15 protein-coding genes are annotated in these 18,505 nt (G+C 65.3%); 6 read left to right on the plus strand and 9 right to left on the minus strand.

Annotated elements, in window-relative coordinates:
* Positions 1-53: 53 nt before the first annotated feature.
* Positions 54-2,456, minus strand: coding sequence for a penicillin-binding protein 1A (locus AC3XQU_RS08890; protein WP_489873795.1), 2,403 nt, complete (start codon positions 2,454-2,456; stop codon positions 54-56).
* 141 nt (positions 2,457-2,597) lie between these two features.
* On the opposite strand from AC3XQU_RS08890, the gene AC3XQU_RS08895 reads away from it, so the two are divergent.
* Positions 2,598-4,877 (plus strand): OPT family oligopeptide transporter, encoded by a 2,280-nt coding sequence (locus tag AC3XQU_RS08895; protein ID WP_489873796.1) that lies wholly within the window; start codon positions 2,598-2,600, stop codon positions 4,875-4,877.
* A 48-nt stretch (positions 4,878-4,925) separates the two neighbouring features.
* Here AC3XQU_RS08895 and AC3XQU_RS08900 read toward each other — a convergent pair whose 3' ends face one another.
* Complete coding sequence (locus tag AC3XQU_RS08900) at positions 4,926-5,849, minus strand: NAD-dependent epimerase/dehydratase family protein (RefSeq protein ID WP_489873797.1); 924 nt, start codon at positions 5,847-5,849, stop codon at positions 4,926-4,928.
* Between the two features lie 105 nt (positions 5,850-5,954).
* Here AC3XQU_RS08900 and AC3XQU_RS08905 point away from each other — a divergent pair, with 105 nt between their 5' ends.
* Positions 5,955-6,860: a LysR substrate-binding domain-containing protein gene (locus AC3XQU_RS08905; protein ID WP_489873798.1), complete on the plus strand. Its 906-nt coding sequence runs from the start codon at positions 5,955-5,957 to the stop codon at positions 6,858-6,860.
* A gap of 46 nt (positions 6,861-6,906) precedes the next feature.
* Here AC3XQU_RS08905 and AC3XQU_RS08910 read toward each other — a convergent pair whose 3' ends face one another.
* A complete protein-coding gene (locus tag AC3XQU_RS08910) occupies positions 6,907-8,409 on the minus strand; it encodes a peptide MFS transporter (protein WP_489873799.1) in 1,503 nt (500 codons plus the stop codon).
* A 265-nt stretch (positions 8,410-8,674) separates the two neighbouring features.
* Here AC3XQU_RS08910 and ppnN point away from each other — a divergent pair, with 265 nt between their 5' ends.
* The gene (ppnN, locus tag AC3XQU_RS08915) at positions 8,675-10,045 is read left to right on the plus strand and encodes a nucleotide 5'-monophosphate nucleosidase PpnN (protein ID WP_489873800.1); all 1,371 of its coding nucleotides are present in this window, start codon (positions 8,675-8,677) and stop codon (positions 10,043-10,045) included.
* A gap of 64 nt (positions 10,046-10,109) precedes the next feature.
* Here ppnN and lysS read toward each other — a convergent pair whose 3' ends face one another.
* The 3 genes from lysS to prfB form a co-directional block, all read right to left on the minus strand.
* Positions 10,110-11,645, minus strand: a complete 1,536-nt coding sequence (gene lysS / locus AC3XQU_RS08920; protein WP_489873801.1) for a lysine--tRNA ligase — start codon at positions 11,643-11,645, stop codon at positions 10,110-10,112.
* A 28-nt stretch (positions 11,646-11,673) separates the two neighbouring features.
* A complete protein-coding gene (locus AC3XQU_RS08925; RefSeq protein WP_489873802.1) occupies positions 11,674-12,333 on the minus strand; it encodes an HAD family hydrolase in 660 nt (219 codons plus the stop codon).
* Positions 12,333-13,443, minus strand: a protein-coding gene (gene prfB, locus AC3XQU_RS08930; RefSeq protein ID WP_489873803.1) for a peptide chain release factor 2 whose coding sequence is annotated in 2 segments (ribosomal slippage) — positions 12,333-13,361 and positions 13,363-13,443 — 1,110 coding nt in all. Because the reading frame shifts where the segments join, the coding sequence is not laid out codon by codon here. The genes AC3XQU_RS08925 and prfB overlap by 1 nt, the downstream gene beginning before the upstream one ends.
* A gap of 154 nt (positions 13,444-13,597) precedes the next feature.
* On the opposite strand from prfB, the gene AC3XQU_RS08935 reads away from it, so the two are divergent.
* From AC3XQU_RS08935 to AC3XQU_RS08945, 3 genes are all read left to right on the plus strand, one after another.
* On the plus strand, positions 13,598-15,610 hold the full coding sequence (locus tag AC3XQU_RS08935; protein ID WP_489873804.1) for a bifunctional 2',3'-cyclic-nucleotide 2'-phosphodiesterase/3'-nucleotidase: 2,013 nt from the start codon (positions 13,598-13,600) through the stop codon (positions 15,608-15,610).
* The gene (locus AC3XQU_RS08940) at positions 15,607-15,996 is read left to right on the plus strand and encodes a tetratricopeptide repeat protein (RefSeq protein WP_489873805.1); all 390 of its coding nucleotides are present in this window, start codon (positions 15,607-15,609) and stop codon (positions 15,994-15,996) included. Before AC3XQU_RS08935 ends, AC3XQU_RS08940 begins: the two co-directional genes overlap by 4 nt.
* Before the next feature lie 102 nt (positions 15,997-16,098).
* Positions 16,099-16,917 carry a hypothetical protein gene (locus tag AC3XQU_RS08945; protein ID WP_489873806.1) on the plus strand — a complete coding sequence of 273 codons (819 nt, stop codon included), beginning with the start codon at positions 16,099-16,101 and terminating at the stop codon, positions 16,915-16,917.
* A gap of 38 nt (positions 16,918-16,955) precedes the next feature.
* Here the strand turns inward: AC3XQU_RS08945 and AC3XQU_RS08950 are convergent, their stop codons facing one another.
* From AC3XQU_RS08950 to AC3XQU_RS08960, 3 genes are read right to left on the minus strand one after another with little or no spacing between them, the layout of a single operon-like run.
* Positions 16,956-17,276 (minus strand): DUF2288 domain-containing protein, encoded by a 321-nt coding sequence (locus AC3XQU_RS08950; RefSeq protein WP_489873807.1) that lies wholly within the window; start codon positions 17,274-17,276, stop codon positions 16,956-16,958.
* A 12-nt stretch (positions 17,277-17,288) separates the two neighbouring features.
* Positions 17,289-17,972 carry an RES family NAD+ phosphorylase gene (locus tag AC3XQU_RS08955; RefSeq protein ID WP_489873808.1) on the minus strand — a complete coding sequence of 228 codons (684 nt, stop codon included), beginning with the start codon at positions 17,970-17,972 and terminating at the stop codon, positions 17,289-17,291.
* A gap of 2 nt (positions 17,973-17,974) precedes the next feature.
* Positions 17,975-18,412 (minus strand): MbcA/ParS/Xre antitoxin family protein, encoded by a 438-nt coding sequence (locus AC3XQU_RS08960; protein WP_489873809.1) that lies wholly within the window; start codon positions 18,410-18,412, stop codon positions 17,975-17,977.
* Between the last annotated feature and the right edge of the window lie 93 nt (positions 18,413-18,505).

The following is an 18,505-nucleotide window of genomic DNA, read 5'->3' on the forward strand; positions in this document are numbered from 1 at the left end:
CCCGCGGGTTCCCGCAACGCGCAGCAGGCCTGCGGGAACCCGGCCAGGATAGCCTAGAACAGCGGCGACGCCGCAGGCGGTTGCGGCGACGCAACAGGTGCGACGGGCGCCGCGGGCGTTGCCTCTTCGCCCGGCTCGGGTTCCTCGGGCTGCACCGCTTCGTCCGGCGCCTGCTCGATGTCGATGCTGCGCAAGTCCGGCCGCTCGGCGAACTCCGCATAGACCCAGTCGTCGTTCTCGCGCACCACGCCTTCCGGCTCGACCTGCTCCGGCTGCGGCGCCAGCTTGGCTAAAGCCACGCGCATGTAGTCGATCCAGATCGGCAGCGCCAAGGTGGCGCCGAATTCGCGCCCGCCCAGCGAGCGCGGCTCGTCATAGCCCATCCAGGCCACCGCGACCACCTTGCCGCCATAGCCCGCGAACCAGCCGTCGATCGCGTCGCTGGTGGTGCCGGTCTTGCCGGCGATGTCGTTACGGCCGAGTTTTTGCACCGACGCGGCGCCGGTGCCGTAGCGGGTGACGTCGCGCAGCATCGAGTCGGCGATAAAGACGTTGCGGGCATCGAGCACGCGGTCGCTGTCCTGCCTTGCCGCCGGCTTGTTTTCCAGGATGATGCTGCCGTTGCCGTCCCGGATCTGGGAGATCAGGTAGGGCTTGACCCGGTAGCCGCCGTTGGCGAAGACCGCATAGGCGCCCGCCATCTGCAGCGGCGTGACGGCCCCCGTGCCCAGCGCCAGCGTCATGTTCCTGGCGTGGCGCGGCAGGTCGAAGCCGAAGCGGCCCAGGTAGTCGTGGGCGTAGTCCACGCCCACGGCGCGCAGCAGGCGCACGGTCGTGACGTTCTTGGAGTGCGCCAGCGAATAGCGCATCGTGACCGGGCCGCTGAAGACGCCGTCGTCGTTCTGCGGCGACCAGGTCGCGCCCGCGTTCTCGCCCGGCATGTCGAGCGCTTCGTCGAGGATGCGGGTGCCCGGCGAATAGCCCTTGTCGAGCGCCGCCGCGTAGACGAAGGGCTTGATGGCGGAACCCGGCTGGCGCCAGGCTTGCGTGACGTGGTTGAACTTCTGCAGGTTGTAGTCGAAGCCGCCGACCAGGGCGTGGTAGGCGCCGGTGTCGGCGTCGATGGCGACAAAGGCGGCGGCCACCTGCGGCACCTGGGTGATCCCCCAGCCGTCCTTGCCGTCCTTGCCGCGGCGGCTGATGCGGATGACCGCGCCGGGCGTGATGGCGAGCGCCTCCCGTGCAGTCGGCAACAGCGCCTTCGCGGCGAATTTCAAGCCTGCGCCCTCGATGACGAGCTCGTCGCCGGCCAGGGTTTCCACCCGTACCGCCTGGCTGGACGCGGCCAGCACCACCGCAGGCAGCAGGCCGTCGCTCGACGGGCGCTGCTGCAGCGCCTCGACGATGGCTTCCTCGCGCTGCGCCGGGTCGGGCGGCAGCGCGATGCGCGCTTCCGGACCGCGGTAGCCGTGGCGCTGGTCGTAGTCCAGCACGTTGCGGCGCACCGATTCGTAGGCCGCATCCTGCTCGGCCTTGAGAATGGTGGTGGTGACCACGATGCCGCGCTCGTAGGCGGCTTCGCCGAACTGCGCGAATACGGCCTGGCGCGCCAGCTCGGCCACGTAGTCGGCCTTGGTGTCGAAGGCCTGGGGCCCGCGCTTGATGCGCAGCGGTTCGGCCAGGGCCTGGCGGTAGTCCGCTTCATCGATGTCGCCCAGTTCACGCAGGCGCTTGAGCACCGCGTGCTGGCGCAGCTGCGCGCGCTTCGGGTTGACCACCGGGTTGTGGCGCGACGGGTTCTGCGGCAGGCCGGCCAGCATCGCCGTCTCCGCCAGCGTGAGCTCTTGCAGCGACTTGCCGAAATAGCCGTGCGCCGCGCTGGCAAAGCCGTAGGAACGGTTGCCGAGGTAGATCTGGTTCATGTACAGCTCGAGGATCTGGTCCTTGGTGAGCGCGTCCTCGATGCGGTAGGCCAGCGCGATCTCCGTGAGCTTGCGCGACACCAGCTTCTCGCGCGACAGGAAGAAGTTGCGCGCCACCTGCATGGTGATGGTCGAGGCGCCCTGGCGGAAGCCGCCGCGCAGGTTCGAGCGCGCCGCGCCGGCCGCGCGGATCCAGTCGATGCCGCCATGCTCGTAGAAACGGGTGTCCTCGATGGCCAGCAGCGCGGACTTCATCAGCGGCGGGACCTGCGCGATCGGCAGGAAGTCGCGGCGCTCGACGCCGAATTCGCCGATCAGGACATTGTCTGCCGTGTAAACACGCAGCGGGATCTTGGGGCGGTAATCCAGTACCGCGTCGATCCTGGGCACGTTCGGCAGGATGGCCGACATCAGGTAGATCGCGGCGCCCGCGCCGAACAGGAGCGCGGCGGCGAGGACCAGGAGGAGGGCGTTGCGCAGGCGGCGCAGGCGCCGGCCGGGTGGTGTGGCGGTGTTGTCGACTTGCTTGCTCACTGCTTGACTCTCGAGGTAAGGCCGGTGCCGCGGGTGGCCGTCGGGGCCAATTCTACCCCCTTAAACCGCTTTCATTCCATTTCGGCATGTGCGATAGTCACGGATTCAGCCCCCTGCCAGTCAGCATTCCGAAGGAAGCCCATGCCTTACGATCCACCGCCCGATCACGCCACCGCCGCGTTCAAGCCGTATATTCCGGCCAGCGCGCAACTGCCCGAGATGACGCTGCGCGCCCTGCTCATGGGTGTGGTGCTGGGCATGATCTTCGGCGCTTCCTCGCTCTACCTGGTGCTCAAGGTCGGCCTGACGGTGAGCGCCTCGATTCCGGTGGCGGTGATCGCCATCACGCTGTTCCATACCGCGAGGAAGTTCGGCGCGCGCGAATCGACCATCCTGGAAAACAGCATCACCCAGACCGCCGGCTCGGCCGGCGAGTCGCTCGCCTTCGGCCTCGGCGTGACCATGCCGGCGATTATGATCCTCGGCTTCGACCTGGAGATATCGCGCGTGATGCTGGTGGGTGTGCTGGGCGGCCTGCTGGGCATCCTGATGATGATCCCGATGCGCCGCACCATGATCGTCGACGCCCACCGCGAACTGAAGTACCCGGAAGGCACGGCCTGCGCCGAAGTGCTCAAGGCCGCCGCCACCGAAACCTCGCGCGAAGCGGCCGGCGAAGTGCGCGAAGCCGGTTCAAGCGCCGCTCTCGAAGCCAAGCGCCGCGCCATGATCATTTTCGGCGGTTTCGGCATCGGCCTGCTGTACAAGACCCTCAGCGTGTCCTTCAAGGGCTGGCGCGACTACGTCAACTTCGAATTCGCCGCCCCGCTCAAGGGCGGGTCGGCCGGCGCCGAAGTCTCGCCGGAACTGCTGGGCGTGGGCTACATCATCGGCCCGCGCATCGCCTTCACCATGGCTGCGGGCGGGGTGCTGTCCTACCTGCTCATGATCCCGATGATCAAATTCTTCGGCGAGCTGCTCACCGTGCCGCTGTCGCCGGGCACGATGCTGATCAAGGACATGGGCCCTGACGACATCCGCAATGCCTACGTGCTCTACATCGGCGCCGGCGCCGTGGCCGCGGGCGGCCTGATCTCGCTGGTGCGCTCGATGCCCACCATCTGGAAGGGGCTCACCGGCGGCCTGTCCGGCATGGGCAAGGGCAGCGCTGCAGGCACGGCTGGCGGCGCGGTCCTGCGCACCGACCGGGACATCCCGCTCAAGTGGGTCGTGATCGGCTGCCTGGCCATCATCGCCATCATTACGGTGGCGACCCCGCTGCACATGAACCTGCTGGGCGCCTTGCTGATCCTGGTGTTCGGCTTCCTGTTCGCGACCGTGTCTTCGCGCCTGACCGGCGAAGTCGGTTCCTCGTCGAATCCGATTTCGGGCATGGCGGTGGCGACATTGCTGTTCACCTGCCTGATCTTCCTGCTGATGGGCTGGACCGGCGGCCAGTATTACGTCACCGCGCTGTCGGTAGGCGCGATCGTCTGCATCGCCGCCAGCAACGCCGGCACCACCTCGCAAGACCTCAAGACCGGCTACCTGGTCGGTTCGACCCCGCGCATGCAGCAGTACGCGATCCTGTGCGGCGCCTTTGCCTCGGCGCTGATCCTCGGACCGATCCTGCTCAAGCTCAACGACGCGGGCACGGTCTATGTGCCGGCGGCCCAGGTGGCCCCCGGCGTCACGGTCGACGCCTCCAGGCTGACCCAGACGGCCCAGCTCCAGGGCCCGCAGGCGGCAGGCGATCCCAATACCTACAAGGTCTGGCAAAAGCGCGACACCGTGGGCGGGCCGGCCGGCAAGTACCTGGTGCGCGACGACGGCAAGCTGGCCTACCTGGTCGATCCGGGTATCAACGGCACCCACAAGACCCGTCCCGACGGCACCGAAGTGAAGAAATACGATGCGCCCAAGGCGGTGCTGATGTCCTATATCATCAAGGGCATCCTCGACCGCGAACTGCCCTGGACCCTGGTGCTGTTCGGCGTGACGATCTCGGTGGTGCTGGAGATGGCGGGCGTGCAGGCCCTGGCCTTCTCGGTTGGGGTGTACCTGCCGCTGGTCTCGACGCTCCCGATCGCCGTCGGCGGCCTGGTGCGCTGGCTGGCCGACCGCGGCAACAACAGGCTGCCGCAGAACCAGAAGATGAGCGACGAGGAGCGCCAGGCCGCGGGCGACCGCAGCTCGGGCACGCTGCTGGCATCCGGCTATATCGCCGGCGGCGCGCTGGCCGGCATCATCATCGCCATCACGGCCGGCGTACTGACCGATTTCGACAGCACCATGGTGAAATGGGCCGAGGCGTCGAACCCGTTCTTCGCGGGCGAGAGCGCGAACCTGCTGACCCTGATCCCGTATGCACTCATCATCGCGCTGCTGTACTGGGTGGCGCGGGAAAAAGCCAAGCGCTAAACGGCAACGGCCCGGAGATCCCGGGCCGTTTCTTTATCCATTGCGCGTTCAGACGTGCGCCAGGTCGTGATGGCGGATCGCGTCCTCCATCCACTCGTCCGTGTGCCCGAAACGGTAGCCGAGCGCCGTGGCGCGCGAGGTATCGAGCACCAGCGGCGCGGCGAAATCGAAGGGCGACAACACGCCTGGCTGCGCGGGCTCGGCGACCCTGAGGGAGCGCGGCGCCTCGTCCAGCACCCGCGCTACCCGCGCATGCAGGTCCAGCGCCGACAGCGCGCCATCGTCCGCCGCATTGACCGCGCCGGTGAAATCCTGCGCCCCGGCCCAGGCCAGGAAATCCGCCGCGCCCGAGGCTTCCATGAACGACACCTTCGCCGCGGCATTGGCGTAGCGCAGGGGAGCGCGCAGCCGCACCAGGTCGACGTAATGCGCGAGCCTGCCGGTAAAGTCTTCGGGCCCGCCCAGCACGTGGGCCAGGCGCACGGTCGCCAGCGGCAGGCTGCCGTCGCGCACCAGGTAGGCCTCGGCCTGGACCTTGCCCGCCACATAGCTCTCGATGGCCAGCGCCGGGTCGTGCCAGGGATAGGCGGTATCGATCCGCCGGGCCTGCACCTGCAGCGCGTCTTCGGGCAGCGCCCCTTGGGTACAGGCCAGCCCGCGGTAGGCATCGATGGTCGACGTCATTACATAACGCCCGACCTTGCCGGCAAAGACCCGCACCGAGATGGCGGCGTCCAGCGGCGAATAGCACATCTGGTCGTAGACCAGGTCGAAGGAGGCGTCGCGGAAGGCGTTGCGCATCGCCGCTTCGCTGCGGCGGTCGACGCGCACGCGGGCGATGCGCGCGCCGAAGGGGTCGGGTGCATAGCCGCGCGTGGCGATGGTCACGCAGTGGCCGGCGCGCAGCAGGCGCTGGACCAGGAGCTTGCCGATAAACCGGGTACCGCCTATCACCAACGTATTCTTGGGCATGACTTTTCCTTGTAGGATCGAGTATATTTTCTGCAAAGCAGCAAAATTCATCAACCGAGAAAAAGCAGTAGCATTGAATAAGAAAAACTTATGCATGGAGGGCGCATGAAGCCCCTGCGCAGCCTGTCCGGGCTCATCGATTTCGACTGCGCTGCCCGCTGGGGCAGTTTCAAGCTTGCTGCGCGCGAGCTGCACAAGACCCCCGCGGCGGTGAGCCTGCAAGTCAAGCAGCTCGAGGAAAACGTCGGTTTCGCGCTGTTCGTGCGCCATCCGCGCCATATCGCGCTGACCGAGAAAGGCCAGGAACTGGCCATCGCCACCAGCCGCATGCTGGGCGAGCTGCGCGCCAAGCTGGCGGCGCTGCAGTGCGGCGACGAGGAAGCGGTGCTGCGGATCTCGACCACGCATTCCTTCGCCATCAAGTGGCTGGTGCCGCGCATGCACCGCTTCACCAAGCTGTACCCGGAACTGGACATCCGCATCGATTCGAACGACGCGCCGGTCGACCTGCAGGCCGACAGCACCGACGTGGCGGTGCGCTATGGGCCGGTGAGCGTGGGCGACCCGTCGGTGCTGTTCCACGAGCGCCTGGTGCCGGTGTACAGCCCCGAGCTGCTGGCGCCCGGGCAGGATGCCTTGACGCTGGCCGACCTGGCCGGGCACAGCCTGCTGGTGGTGCAGTCGCCGCAGGCCTGGCTGCAGCTCCTGAACGAGAACCGCGCGCTCAAGGGCAAGTACGATTTCTCGCGCGGCTATTCGCATTGGGGCGTGCTGGTGCAGGCCGCCGTGGCGGGGCAGGGCGTGGCCCTGGTGCCTTACGGGATCGCCTTCCAGGACATCGAATCTGGCGCCCTGCGCCGGATTCCCTGCCGCAACGCGCCCTTTGACAGCGGCTACCGCTTCCTGGCCAATCCGCACAAGGAGCACATGCTCAAGGTGCAGCGTTTCAAGCAGTGGATGGTGGCCGAGATGGATGCCTTGCGGGCCACGATGGATCGCGACAGTCCATGAAAAACGGCGGCCCGCAGGCCGCCGTTTTCATTAGCAGGTCGGACGCTTACTTCACGCCGTGCATCAGTTTCTGGATCAGCGGTGCGAGCAGGAACAGCAGCACGCCGCCGATCAGCAGGATCCAGAAGCCCGAGGTGTAGCCGTCCAGGGCCGAAGCCACCGACATGCCGGCGTCGCCCGAGACGTGCGAGGCGAAGATGCCCGACAGGTTGTTGCCGATACCGGTCGACAGGAACCAGCCGCCCATGCCCAGGCCCACCAGGCGGGTAGGGGCCAGCTTGGTGACCATCGACAGGCCGATCGGCGACAGGCAGAGTTCACCGATCGACTGGATCGTGTACACCGCCAGCAGGGTCCAGGCCGGGATCTGGCCGACCGGGTCGAGCAGCTGCGACAGTGCGTACATCAGCAGGCCGAAGGCCAGGCCGTTGATGATGATTCCTAAGCCGAACTTGCGTGGGATCGACGGGTTGACGTTGCGCTTGCCCAGCATGACCCAGACCGCGGCGATGATCGGCGCGAAGATGATGATCGCGACGGCGTTGACCGACTGGAAGTAGGCGACCGGGATCGAGAAGCCCAGGAAGTCGCGGTTCACGATCTGGTCGGCCAGGAAGGTGAACGAGCTGCCCGCCTGCTCGAAGAAGCACCAGAACAGGATGTTGAAGAAGAAGATGATCATCATGGCGATGGTCTTGTCGCGTGCGACCTTGCCTTCGCGGACGCCTTCGACGATCAGCATCAGCGCCAGGACGACGAACATCACCGACAGCACGATCTGCAGGGTTGCCGCGCCCAGGCGCAGCAGCAGGTAGACCACCGGGATCACGACCAGCGAGCCGACGATCACGCCGATCAGGCGCTTCGGGCTGGCCAGTTCGCCGACCGGTGCGCCGATGCCCTTGAGCTGCTTGCGGCCGATGAAGAACCACACCAGCGCCAGCAGCATGCCGACGCCGGCAGCGGCGAACACCACCTTGTAGGCAGGGGTCGTGCCGTCGCCGAATTCCTGCGCCAGCAGGCCGGTCACGATCGGCGCGAAGAAGGCGCCGGCGTTGATGCCCATGTAGAAGATCGTGAAGCCCGAATCGCGGCGGGTGTCGTGCAGCGCATACAGCTGGCCGACCATGGCCGAGATGTTCGGCTTGAACATGCCGTTGCCGACGATGATGGTGGCCAGGCCGAGCTTGAAGATGTCTTCGTTCGGCAGCGTGATCATGAACAGGCCGGCCGCCATGAAGACGGCGCCCACCAGGATCGAGCGCTGGTAGCCGATGACGCGGTCGGCCACATAGCCGCCGAAGACGGCGCCGGCGTACACCAGTGCCAGGTAGGAACCGTAGATCAGGTTGGCCTCTTGCTGGCCGCTGGTGGCGCCGCCGTGGAACTGGGCGACGATGTAGAGCACGAGGGCCCAACGGATGCCGTAGAACGCGAAGCGCTCCCAGAATTCCGTCATGAACAGCATCCACAGTGGCGCCGGATGGCCCATGATCTGTTTGAACTCTGGAATGGCTTTGTTGCCAGGTGTAGCAGCTGCACCGCTCATGCGGGTCCTCCCGAAATAGTTATCTGAATAGACGTTTTTTAATGGAGCGATCGGTTGCCCGAAAATTCCAACTGGCACGCATTTTAGTGTAAATCGGTCATCGCAAGCGAACTTTTTCGGGTTGTGGTATTGACGGCCTAAACGCGCGGTGCGGCGCCTGCGTATCGCACCGGGATTGCCCATATCGTGGGGGCAAAAGCTTGCGCTTTGGCGTATATTGGCGATTAGCCAGACTGTTACATCGCCAGATAGGGAAAATAAAATCATGACCCATGAAGTAGTCGATATCCTCATTTCTCCGGAAGGTCGCCTCGAAGTCCTGTCGAAAGCAGAAGTCACCAAGCTCCTGGACACCAGCAAGGCCGGCCTGTACGACATATTCCGCAAGTGCGCGCTGGCGGTCCTCAATAGCGGCAGCTCGACCGACGACGGCAAGGAACTGCTGGAGCGCTACCGCGACTTCGAGATCAACATCCTGCAGCGCGAGCGCGGCATCAAGCTCGAGATCCGCGGCGCCCCCGGCATTGCCTTCGTCGACGGCAAGATGATCCGCGGTATCCACGAGCACCTGTTCTCGGTGCTGCGCGATATCGTGTACGTGCATTTCGAAGTCACCGACAATCCGCGCTTCGACCTGAACCGCCCGGATGGCATTACCGACGCGGTCTTCCATATCCTGCGCAATGCCAACGTGCTGCAGCCGCAGCGCAGTCCAAACCTGGTGGTGTGCTGGGGCGGACACTCGATCAGCCGCATCGAATACAACTACACGAAGGAAGTCGGCTATGCGCTGGGCCTGCGCGAGCTCGATATCTGCACCGGCTGCGGTCCCGGCGCCATGAAGGGGCCGATGAAAGGCGCGGCGATCGGCCACTCCAAGCAGCGCATGAACGGCGGGCGCTACCTCGGGATTTCCGAGCCGGGCATCATCGCGGCCGAGTCGCCGAACCCGATCGTGAACGACCTGGTGATCATGCCGGACATCGAAAAGCGCCTGGAAGCGTTTGTCCGCACCGGTCACGGCATCATCGTGTTCCCGGGCGGCGCGGGCACGGCCGAGGAAATCCTGTACATCCTCGGCATCCTGCTGCATCCGGAAAACGCCGAAATGCCTTTCCCGCTCATCTTCACGGGACCGGCGACCTCGCGCGCCTATTTCGACCAGATCGACGCCTTCATCGGCCTCACGCTCGGTCCGGCTGCGCAGCAGCGCTACCAGATCATCATCGACGATCCGCAAGCGGTCGCGCGCGCGATGTCCGCCGGGATCGCCGAAGTGCGGGCCTTCCGCAAGGCGCACAGCGACGCCTATTACTTCAACTGGCGCCTGAAGATCGATCCGGAGTTCCAGAAGCCCTTCCGTCCCACGCACGAGAACATGCGCAACCTGAAGCTGCACCGCAACCAGGAAGCGCACATCCTGGCCGCGAACCTGCGCCGCGCGTTCTCGGGCATCGTTGCCGGCAACGTGAAGGAAGAGGGCATCCGCGCGATCGAGCAGTTCGGCAAGTACGAGATCCAGGGCGAGAGCGCGATCATGGGGCCGATGGATGCGCTGCTGGCGTCCTTCGTGGAACAGAGCCGCATGAAGCTGCCGGGCAAGGCCTACACGCCTTGCTATACCGTGGTCCAGTGAAGTAAAAAGGCGGCTCCGCTTGCGCGGGCCGCCTTTTTTTGCCTGGGCGTTTGCACGCCCTCGATCAGTCTTCCTTGCGCAGGTGCGGGAACAGCAGCACGTCGCGGATGTTCGGCGAATCGGTGATGAGCATCATCAGGCGGTCGATGCCGATGCCGCAGCCGCCGGCCGGCGGCATGCCGTATTCCAGCGCGCGGATGTAGTCGGCATCAAAGAACATCGCCTCCTCGTCACCGGCATCCTTGGCCGCGACCTGCGCCAGGAAACGCGCTGCCTGGTCTTCCGGATCGTTCAGCTCCGAGAAGCCGTTGGCGATCTCGCGGCCCACCATGAACAGCTCGAAGCGCTCGGTGATGCCTTCGCGGGCGTCCGAGGCGCGCGCCAGCGGCGAGACTTCCACGGGATAGTCGATGATGAAGGTCGGTTCCCACAGCAGGGCTTCGGCGGTTTCCTCGAACAGGGCCAGCTGCAGCGCGCCCAGGCCGGCGGTGGCGAAGGGCTTGACGCCGAATTTCTTCAGTTCCTGCTTGATGAATTCCGGATCGTTCAGCTGCTCCGGCGTATAGCCCGGCGCATACTTGTCGATCGCTTCGACGATGGTCAGGCGCTGGAAGGGCTTGGACAGGTCGAGCTCGCGCCCGCCGTAGCTCAGCACCGCGCTGCCGTTCGAATCGATCGCCGCCTGGCGGATCACCTGCTCGGTGAAATTCATGATCCACTTGTAGTCGGTGTAGGCCGCATAGAATTCCATCATCGTGAATTCCGGGTTGTGACGGACCGACACGCCTTCGTTGCGGAAGTTGCGGTTGACTTCGAACACGCGGTCGAAGCCGCCCACCACCAGGCGCTTGAGGTAGAGCTCCGGCGCGATGCGCAGGTACATTTCCATGTCCAGCGCGTTGTGGTGGGTGACGAAAGGCTTGGCCGCGGCGCCGCCCGGGATCGGGTGCAGCATCGGGGTCTCGACTTCCATGAAGCCGTTTTCTTCCATGAAGCGGCGCATCGAGCTCATCGCGGCGGTACGCGCCTTGAAGGTGCGGCGCGTCTCTTCGTTCATGATCAGGTCGACGTAGCGCTGGCGGTACTTGGTCTCCTGGTCGGCCAGGCCGTGGAACTTGTCCGGCAGCGGGCGCAGGGCCTTGGCGATCAGGCGCAGCTTCGTCACCTTGACGGTCAGCTCGTCGGTCTTGGTCTTGAACAGCGCGCCTTCGACGCCCAGGATGTCGCCCAGGTCATAGGTGCGCAGCGCATCCATGGCCGCTTCGCCGGCCGAGTCGAGCGTCACGTAGATCTGGATGCGGCCGGAAGCGGCCGGGCCCGAGCTGTCCTGCAGGGTCGCGAAAGCCGCCTTCTTGCCGGCTTCGCGGCGCAGCATCATGCGGCCGGCCATCACGACAGGAACCGGTTCGGCTTCCAGCTCTTCGCGGCTCTTGCCCTCGAAGCTGGCGGCCAGGTCGGCAGCCTTGTGCTGGGGGACGAAGTCGTTCGGGAAGGCGATGCCCTGCTGGCGGATGGTGGCCAGCTTGGCGCGGCGCTCGGCCATGATCTTGTTTTCGTCGAAGGCCGGAGCTGGCGACTGGTCTTGGTTTTCCGTAGTCATGATGAAGTGGTGATTCTGATAGGGTTATTCAGGCGAACAGCAGCTCTGCCGGCAGTTCGGAGAAATTGGCGGCAATCGCAATGACGTTGTCGAAGTCGGCGAAGCTCGACGCCGGCAGGGTGGTGGTGAGCACCACGCAGCGCATGCCGGCGCGGCGCGCCGCTTCCACGCCCAGCGGCGCGTCCTCAAAAACGATGCAGTCGGCTGGTAGGACGCCGCACAGTTCGGCCGCTTTCAGGAACACGTCCGGATGCGGCTTGCCGCGCGCCACGTCGGCCGCGCCGACCACCACCTTGAAATGGCGGCGCAGGTCCAGGCCGTCGAGGGTGAACTCGATGTTCGCCGGCGGCGCCGCGGTGGCCACGGCCAGCTCGACGCCCTCGGATTGTGCGCGCGCGATGAGCGCGTCGAAACCGGCGACGGTCTTGCGGTGCGGCGCATAGATCTCGCGGTAGACCGATTCCTTCTCGTGGTTGAGCACCGCGACGTCCTCGTCGCTGAGATCCTCGCCCATCTCGGCGCGGATGATTTCCTTGCCCTGGCGTCCGGCCGTGGCGCGGAAGAATTCGTCCGCATCGATGGCCTTTCCGCGGCGCTCGAAGAAGGTGATCCACGAGCGCGTGTGGAAGTCCATGTTGTCGACGATGGTGCCGTCCATGTCGAACACGAAAGCGCGTTTGGCCTGCATCACGCGCCCACGCCCTGCTTGAGCGACGCCGAGATGAAGTCGTCCAGGTCGCCGTCCAGAACGTTCTTGGTGTTGCCGGTTTCGAAACCGGTACGCAAGTCCTTGATGCGGGACTGGTCCAGCACGTAGGAACGGATCTGGTGGCCCCAGCCGACGTCGGTCTTGGAGTCTTCGAGCTTCTGCTGCTCGCTCATGCGGTTGCGCATCTCGAGCTCGAACAGCTTGGCGCGCAGCATGTCCCAGGCTTCGGCCTTGTTGCGGTGCTGCGAACGGTCGTTCTGGCACTGCACCACGATGCCCGACGGGCCGTGCGTCAGGCGTACCGCGGAGTCGGTCTTGTTGATGTGCTGTCCACCCGCGCCGGATGCGCGGTAGGTATCGATGCGCACGTCGGCCGGGTTGATCTCGATCTCGATCGAATCGTCCACTTCCGGATACACGAACAGCGAAGTAAAGGACGTGTGGCGGCCGTTGGCCGAATCGAACGGCGACTTGCGCACCAGGCGGTGCACGCCGGTCTCGGTGCGCAGGTGGCCATAGGCGTATTCGCCGTCGACCTTGATGGTCGCGGTCTTGATGCCGGCGACTTCGCCGTCGGACTGCTCCAGGATCTCGGCCTTGAAACCCTTGCGTTCGCAATAGCGCAGGTACTGGCGCAGCAGCATCGAGGCCCAGTCCTGGGCTTCGGTGCCGCCGGCGCCGGCCTGGATGTCGATGAAGCAGTTCGCATGGTCCATCGGATTGCTGAACATGCGCCGGAATTCCATCTGCTCGATGATCTTGCCCACGGCTTCGACGTCGCTGCTGACCGCTTCCATGGTGTCGTCGTCGCCTTCTTCGCGCGCCATGCCGAACAGGTCCGCCGCGTCCGCGAGATCGGCCTTGGCCTTCTCGAGCGTGTGCACGACGCCTTCCAGCGCCTTCTTTTCTTTACCGAGATCCAGCGCCCGTTTCTGGTCGTTCCAGACGGTCGGATCTTCGAGTTCTTCGTTGACCTGCTCTAGTTTCTCCGACTTCCGATCGAAGTCAAAGATACCTCCGAAGTTCGGCTTCGCGACCGGTCAGGTCGTTGAGCAGGGCGGAAATGGCGTTGATGCGTTCAGCTTCCATGGTCTGGGCAATCCGGTAAGTAGGTTAAATCGAACCTTCGATTATACCCCAGGACGTCCACAGGCAGGCAGTGCGGGAGGCCCAGCGGGAGCGCGCCTTGCTGGAAGGCCCGGCACTGCCTTATCATCGCCCGGTTCTCCACCCTGGAACCGCCATGGCCACCTTCCTGCGTTATCAAACCTGCATCGCGCTGCTGTCCGCGCTCGTCTGCGTGCCGGCTCTCGCTGCCACGCCTCCCAAGGCCGGCGCCACCGCGCTGCTCGCCGTGCTGGAAACCACCGATCTCCACGCGAATGTGGTCGGCTACGACTACTACAAGCTGGTCGCCGAGCCCTCGCATGGGCTGGATCGCACCGCCACGCTGATCCAGCAGGCGCGCCAGGAATTCGCCAACACCCTGTTGCTGGACAATGGCGACACGATCCAGGGCAATGCGCTGGCCGACTACCAGGCCCTGGTCAAACCGCTGGGCTGCGGCGAGACCCTGGGCATCTACAAGATCATGAACCGCCTCAAATACGACGGGGCGGCGGTCGGCAACCACGAATTCAATTACGGGCTGGCTTTCCTCAACCAGGTGACGGGCAGCCGCTTCCAGGTCGCCGGCATCGGGCAGAAGAAACGCTGCGCCGGCCCGGCCTTCCCGCTGGTGCTGGCCAACGTCTACAGCAGCAAGACCAGGAAACCGCTGTTCAGCCCCTACACGATCATCGACAAGCGGGTCAGCGCTGTCGATGCGAACGGCAAGCCGGTCATGTCGACGGTGCGGGTCGGGATCATCGGGTTCACGCCGCCCACCATCATGTCCTGGGACAAGCGCTGGCTCGAGGGGCGCGTCTACACCACCGGCGTGCGCGAGGCGGCGCAAAAATTCATTCCCGAGATGCGCAGGCAGGGCGCGGACCTCGTCATCGCGATCTCGCACGGCGGCCTGGATAACGGCCCGTACACGCCGGCGATGGAAAACGCCAACTGGCACCTGGCGCAGGTGGCGGGCATCGACGCCATGCTGCTGGGCCACGCGCACCAGCTCTTCCCCAATGCGTCCAGCACCGTCCCGCAATTCAACCTGCCGGGCGTGGACAAGGCCAGGGGAACGGTGCATGGCGTGCCGACCGTGATGGCCAACCTGTGGGGCAAGCACCTGGGTGTGATCCAGCTGCAGCTCAGGCATGACGGCAGGCGCTGGGTGGTCCAGAAGGACAAGACGGTGGTCGAGGCGCGCGCCGCGCAGACGGGCGCCAAGGCCTTTGTCGAGGCCGACCCGGCCGTGATGGCGCTGGTGAAGGAGGAGCACGAGGCAACTATCCGCTATGTGCAGACGCCGGTGGGCGCGACCGATTTCCGCATGGCCAGCTATTTCGCCGACGTGGGCGACGTCTCGGCGATCGAAGTGGTGAACCAGGCGCAGGCCGCCTATGTGGCGGACTATGTCGCCGCCAACCTGCCGCAGTACAAGCACCTGCCGGTGTTGTCGGTGTCGGCGCCGTTCAAGAGCGGCGTGGCCGGCCCGCTCGATTACACCGATGTGCAGCCGGGCGCCCTGGCCTTGAATCACGCGGCCGACCTGTACCTGTACCCGAACGCGCTGTATGCGGTGAAGGTCAATGGGGCCGAGCTCAAGGCGTGGCTGGAAAAGGCGGCGCAGCGCTTCAATACGATCGACCCGGCCAAGACCGAACCGCAGGCGCTCGTCAATGCCGCGGTGCCGAGCTATAACTTCGATACGATTACCTCGCCCGACGTGTCCTACGAGATCGACGTGACGCGCCCCCCGGGCGAGCGGATCCGCAAGCTGTCCTGGCGCGGCAAGCCGGTCGCAGGCGCGCAGGAATTCCTGGTCGCGACCAATAATTACCGCGCCAGTGGCGGCGGCAACTTCCCCGCGCTGGACGGCAGCCGCACCGTGATCGCGTCGCAGGACAATAACCGCGACATCCTGATCGCCTACGTAAAAAAGGCGAAGCAGCTCACGCGCGCAGCGAACGGGGCGGCGCGCAGCTGGCGGTTTGCGCGGGTCGACACCAGCGGGCCGGTGGTATTTTCCTCGGCCCCCGGCATGGTGGGCCTGGCCCGCGACGCGGGCCTGCACAACGTGTCGCAGCTGGCGGCCGACGACGGCCGCGGCAAGGGCATGGCGCTGTACGCGCTGGACCTGTCGAAATGAAGCGCAGCCTGATCGTGGCGCTGGCGGCGCTGGTGCTGGCCCAGCCCGTCATGGCCCAGCCCGTCATGGCCCAGCACGGCGACGAAGGCGATATCGCTTTCCGGCGCGGCCTTGCTTATCGCGGCAACGACCCGGCGCTGGCCGTGCACTGGCTGGGCGTGGCGGCTGCGCGCGGCATGCCGGAAGCCATGTTCCTGCTGGCGAACATGCTGCTGGACGGGCAGGGCCTGCCGCGCGACGAAGCGGCGGCCCGGCGCTGGCTGGAGGCCGCGGCCGAGCTGGATTATCCCGAGGCCTGGCAGCAGCTGGCCTTGATGGAGCCCGATCCGGTGCGCGCCGCGCAGCTCATGCGCAGGGCGGCCCACGCACTCGGCCATCGCAAATAAGTTCCCGCAAACGCCGTTCGCTCCATTGACGGTGGGCGGTGTGGTGCAGGCTGCCGGCCGCTAAGCTGGAAGTTCCAGGGGGCTTGCCGACGGTGGGCGCACATGAACGATGCTGGCGGAAACAACGAGATCCCCATCCTGAAAGAAGGGTCGGTCGACCCTGTCTTCGGGAGAAAGGTCAAGCTGCTGATCCTGCAGACGGAGTCGTTTTTCGTCTACATCGACGAATTCTTCGTCATCCAGTGGGGCTGGGACAGGCCGGCAGGCAAGCAGACCGATATCGGCAAGGTGCTCAACCGCCAGGCCCAGCTCGAAAGCATGGCGCGCTTCATCACCGAGGATGGGCACAGGCTGCACATCCAGCGCATGATCGCCGAGGGTGTGGCCAGGTATATGGACTCGCTGTCGGTGGAGCGCGCCCGCGAGATCCACGACGTGGTCGAGAGCGAAATACGGGAATGCAGCGTCCGGACCTCGTGGCAATGGTATTTCAGCGGCGCGTACATGCTGGCCGCGACTTCCATTGTCCTCATGCTGCTAGGCTGGCTGTTGCGTACCGACCTGCGCGGACTGCTCGGGCCCGCCGCCTTCGACGTCGTGTTCGGCACCCTCATGGGCTCGGTCGGGGCGCTGCTGTCGATCGCCTCGCGCGGCGACCGGATCACGCTGGACGCCAATGCCGGGCCCTTGCTGCATCAAACCGAAGGGCTGGCCCGGGTGCTGGTGGGCATGGCAGGCGCCTTGCTGGTGGCGCTGGCCTTCAAGGGCGGGCTGCTGCTGACCAATTTCGACGCCCGGGGCAGCAGCTTTGCGACGCTGCTCTTCCTGTGCTTCGTTGCCGGTGCGAGCGAACGACTGGTGCCCAGCCTGATCGCCAAGGTGGACGCCGCGCATGTGGGTAACAGGGAAAAAGAAAAATAAGCGCCATCGGCGGGCCGGTCAAGGCCGGCCCGCATGCCTCAATGCAGCTGCTTTTTCTCCGGCTGCACCAGCACGAACGGGCTGACTACCGATGCCCACAGGGTCGCATCCGACGCCGTCCAGGTCTGCGCCTGCAGGTCGCTGACCTTGGCCACGCTGCCGGCCGCCATCCACTTCGCAATACTGTCCTTGTCGTCGTGCGCCACCCGCAGCGCGACATCGATCAGGTCCAGTTCCTCGCTCACGTAGATCACCGAGCCGCTGGCAAAATGGCGTTCCAGCTCGCTCCATTTCACACGGCCGGTTTCGCGGTTGATCTTGTCGTGCAACTCCAGGTCTTTTTCGGGATTGGTCTTCATGCGTGTGCTTCTTCAAATGATCTCGACCGCCGGGTGCGGCGAACCCGCCCATGTTAACCGATAGGTCTGGGCCTTGCGCACATTGCCCACCAGGGCGGGACGGAAGCAGGCGAGGTTGATGCCGCCCGGATGGCGCACGCTCGGGTAGATGATGCCCATCGAGCCGGCCTCGAGCAGCTGGCTGGCCAGGGCCTGCGAGGCGATATAGCTGTCCGGGTCCAGGCAGGCCTTGTGCACTTCCACGCCGCGCAGGTCGTGGAAGGCGGCGCTGAAGTCCGCCAGCAGCGACTGGTAGGTGACGCTGTCGTCGAAGCGGTTGATTTCCTGGTATTCGACGGTCTTGTGGAAGATGACTTCGCACAGCGCCGTCTCGGCCGCGAAGGCGCAATACCAGGCGCCACGCTCGCCGTCGTTGAAGCGGCTGCCTTCGGGGCGGGCATAGGTGTAGGCCGCATTGATGATGCGGAAGTTCGGCACGCCGAACACCAGCTCGTCCATGCCGATGCCGGCCAGCTGTCCGGATTCGCCGCGCAGGCGCTCGTTGGTGGCGTTGTCGAGGTCGAACAGGTCGCGCAGGATGTCGTTGTTCTCCGCCAGCGGGGCGAGGACGGAATCCTCGACGTCGGCAAAGCGCGACGGAATCAGGCGGCAAGTGTCGATCTGGCGCAGCTGGGTCAGTTTATGCAGCACAGGCAAGATCAAAGGCCTCCGCGGCGCGCGTCCAGCAATTTACGCACGGTCTGCATGGCGATCAGGCCGCCCCCCAGCATATAGGCCAGCGGTGTGCGGCCGGCGAAGACGGGATTGGTATTCGGGAGATGGATCCATTCGTCGGCGAGCTTGTCGCCGTACAGGATGTGCAGGGCCTTGTAGATGCCCAGCAGGTAGGAAACACGGGTAATGCGGTCGACCTCGAGCACCCGCTCGGGGTGCTTCTTCCAGTCGTAATACGAAGAGGACGACAGGCCGCCGAGCAGCTCGCGCGCATCGTCGTCGCGCACGCCCCAGGCCGCTGCCAGCTTGAAAAAGCCTTTCAATGCGGAGCTGGACAGCCGCTCGCGCTCGCTGCGCGAATTCAGGTCGACCAGCACCGCCGTTTCAAACCGGCTTTTTGGGTAGCAGTAAGCTAGGCTCATGGAATCCTCCGTAATTGGACTCTTTATACTCCGATTCCGAAATCATTGCAACTACCGGTTGTCATGCGCGTGCACCGGTGACAGAATTATTAA

This window comes from Telluria sp. AZSoR62 (assembly GCF_058111565.1).

Bases quoted from the DNA above. Each gene is read 5' to 3' on its own strand.
- AC3XQU_RS08950 (WP_489873807.1), bottom strand. From the start codon at position 17,276: ATGAAGACCAATCCCGAAAAAGACCTGGAGTTGCACGACAAGATCAAC.
- lysS (WP_489873801.1), bottom strand. From the start codon at position 11,645: ATGACTACGGAAAACCAAGACCAGTCGCCAGCTCCGGCCTTCGACGAA.
- AC3XQU_RS08925 (WP_489873802.1), bottom strand. From the start codon at position 12,333: ATGCAGGCCAAACGCGCTTTCGTGTTCGACATGGACGGCACCATCGTC.
- AC3XQU_RS08960 (WP_489873809.1), bottom strand. From the start codon at position 18,412: ATGAGCCTAGCTTACTGCTACCCAAAAAGCCGGTTTGAAACGGCGGTG.
- AC3XQU_RS08935 (WP_489873804.1), top strand. From the start codon at position 13,598: ATGGCCACCTTCCTGCGTTATCAAACCTGCATCGCGCTGCTGTCCGCG.
- AC3XQU_RS08905 (WP_489873798.1), top strand. From the start codon at position 5,955: ATGAAGCCCCTGCGCAGCCTGTCCGGGCTCATCGATTTCGACTGCGCT.
- AC3XQU_RS08945 (WP_489873806.1), top strand. From the start codon at position 16,099: ATGAACGATGCTGGCGGAAACAACGAGATCCCCATCCTGAAAGAAGGG.
- AC3XQU_RS08910 (WP_489873799.1), bottom strand. From the start codon at position 8,409: ATGAGCGGTGCAGCTGCTACACCTGGCAACAAAGCCATTCCAGAGTTC.
- AC3XQU_RS08900 (WP_489873797.1), bottom strand. From the start codon at position 5,849: ATGCCCAAGAATACGTTGGTGATAGGCGGTACCCGGTTTATCGGCAAG.
- AC3XQU_RS08940 (WP_489873805.1), top strand. From the start codon at position 15,607: ATGAAGCGCAGCCTGATCGTGGCGCTGGCGGCGCTGGTGCTGGCCCAG.
- ppnN (WP_489873800.1), top strand. From the start codon at position 8,675: ATGACCCATGAAGTAGTCGATATCCTCATTTCTCCGGAAGGTCGCCTC.
- AC3XQU_RS08895 (WP_489873796.1), top strand. From the start codon at position 2,598: ATGCCTTACGATCCACCGCCCGATCACGCCACCGCCGCGTTCAAGCCG.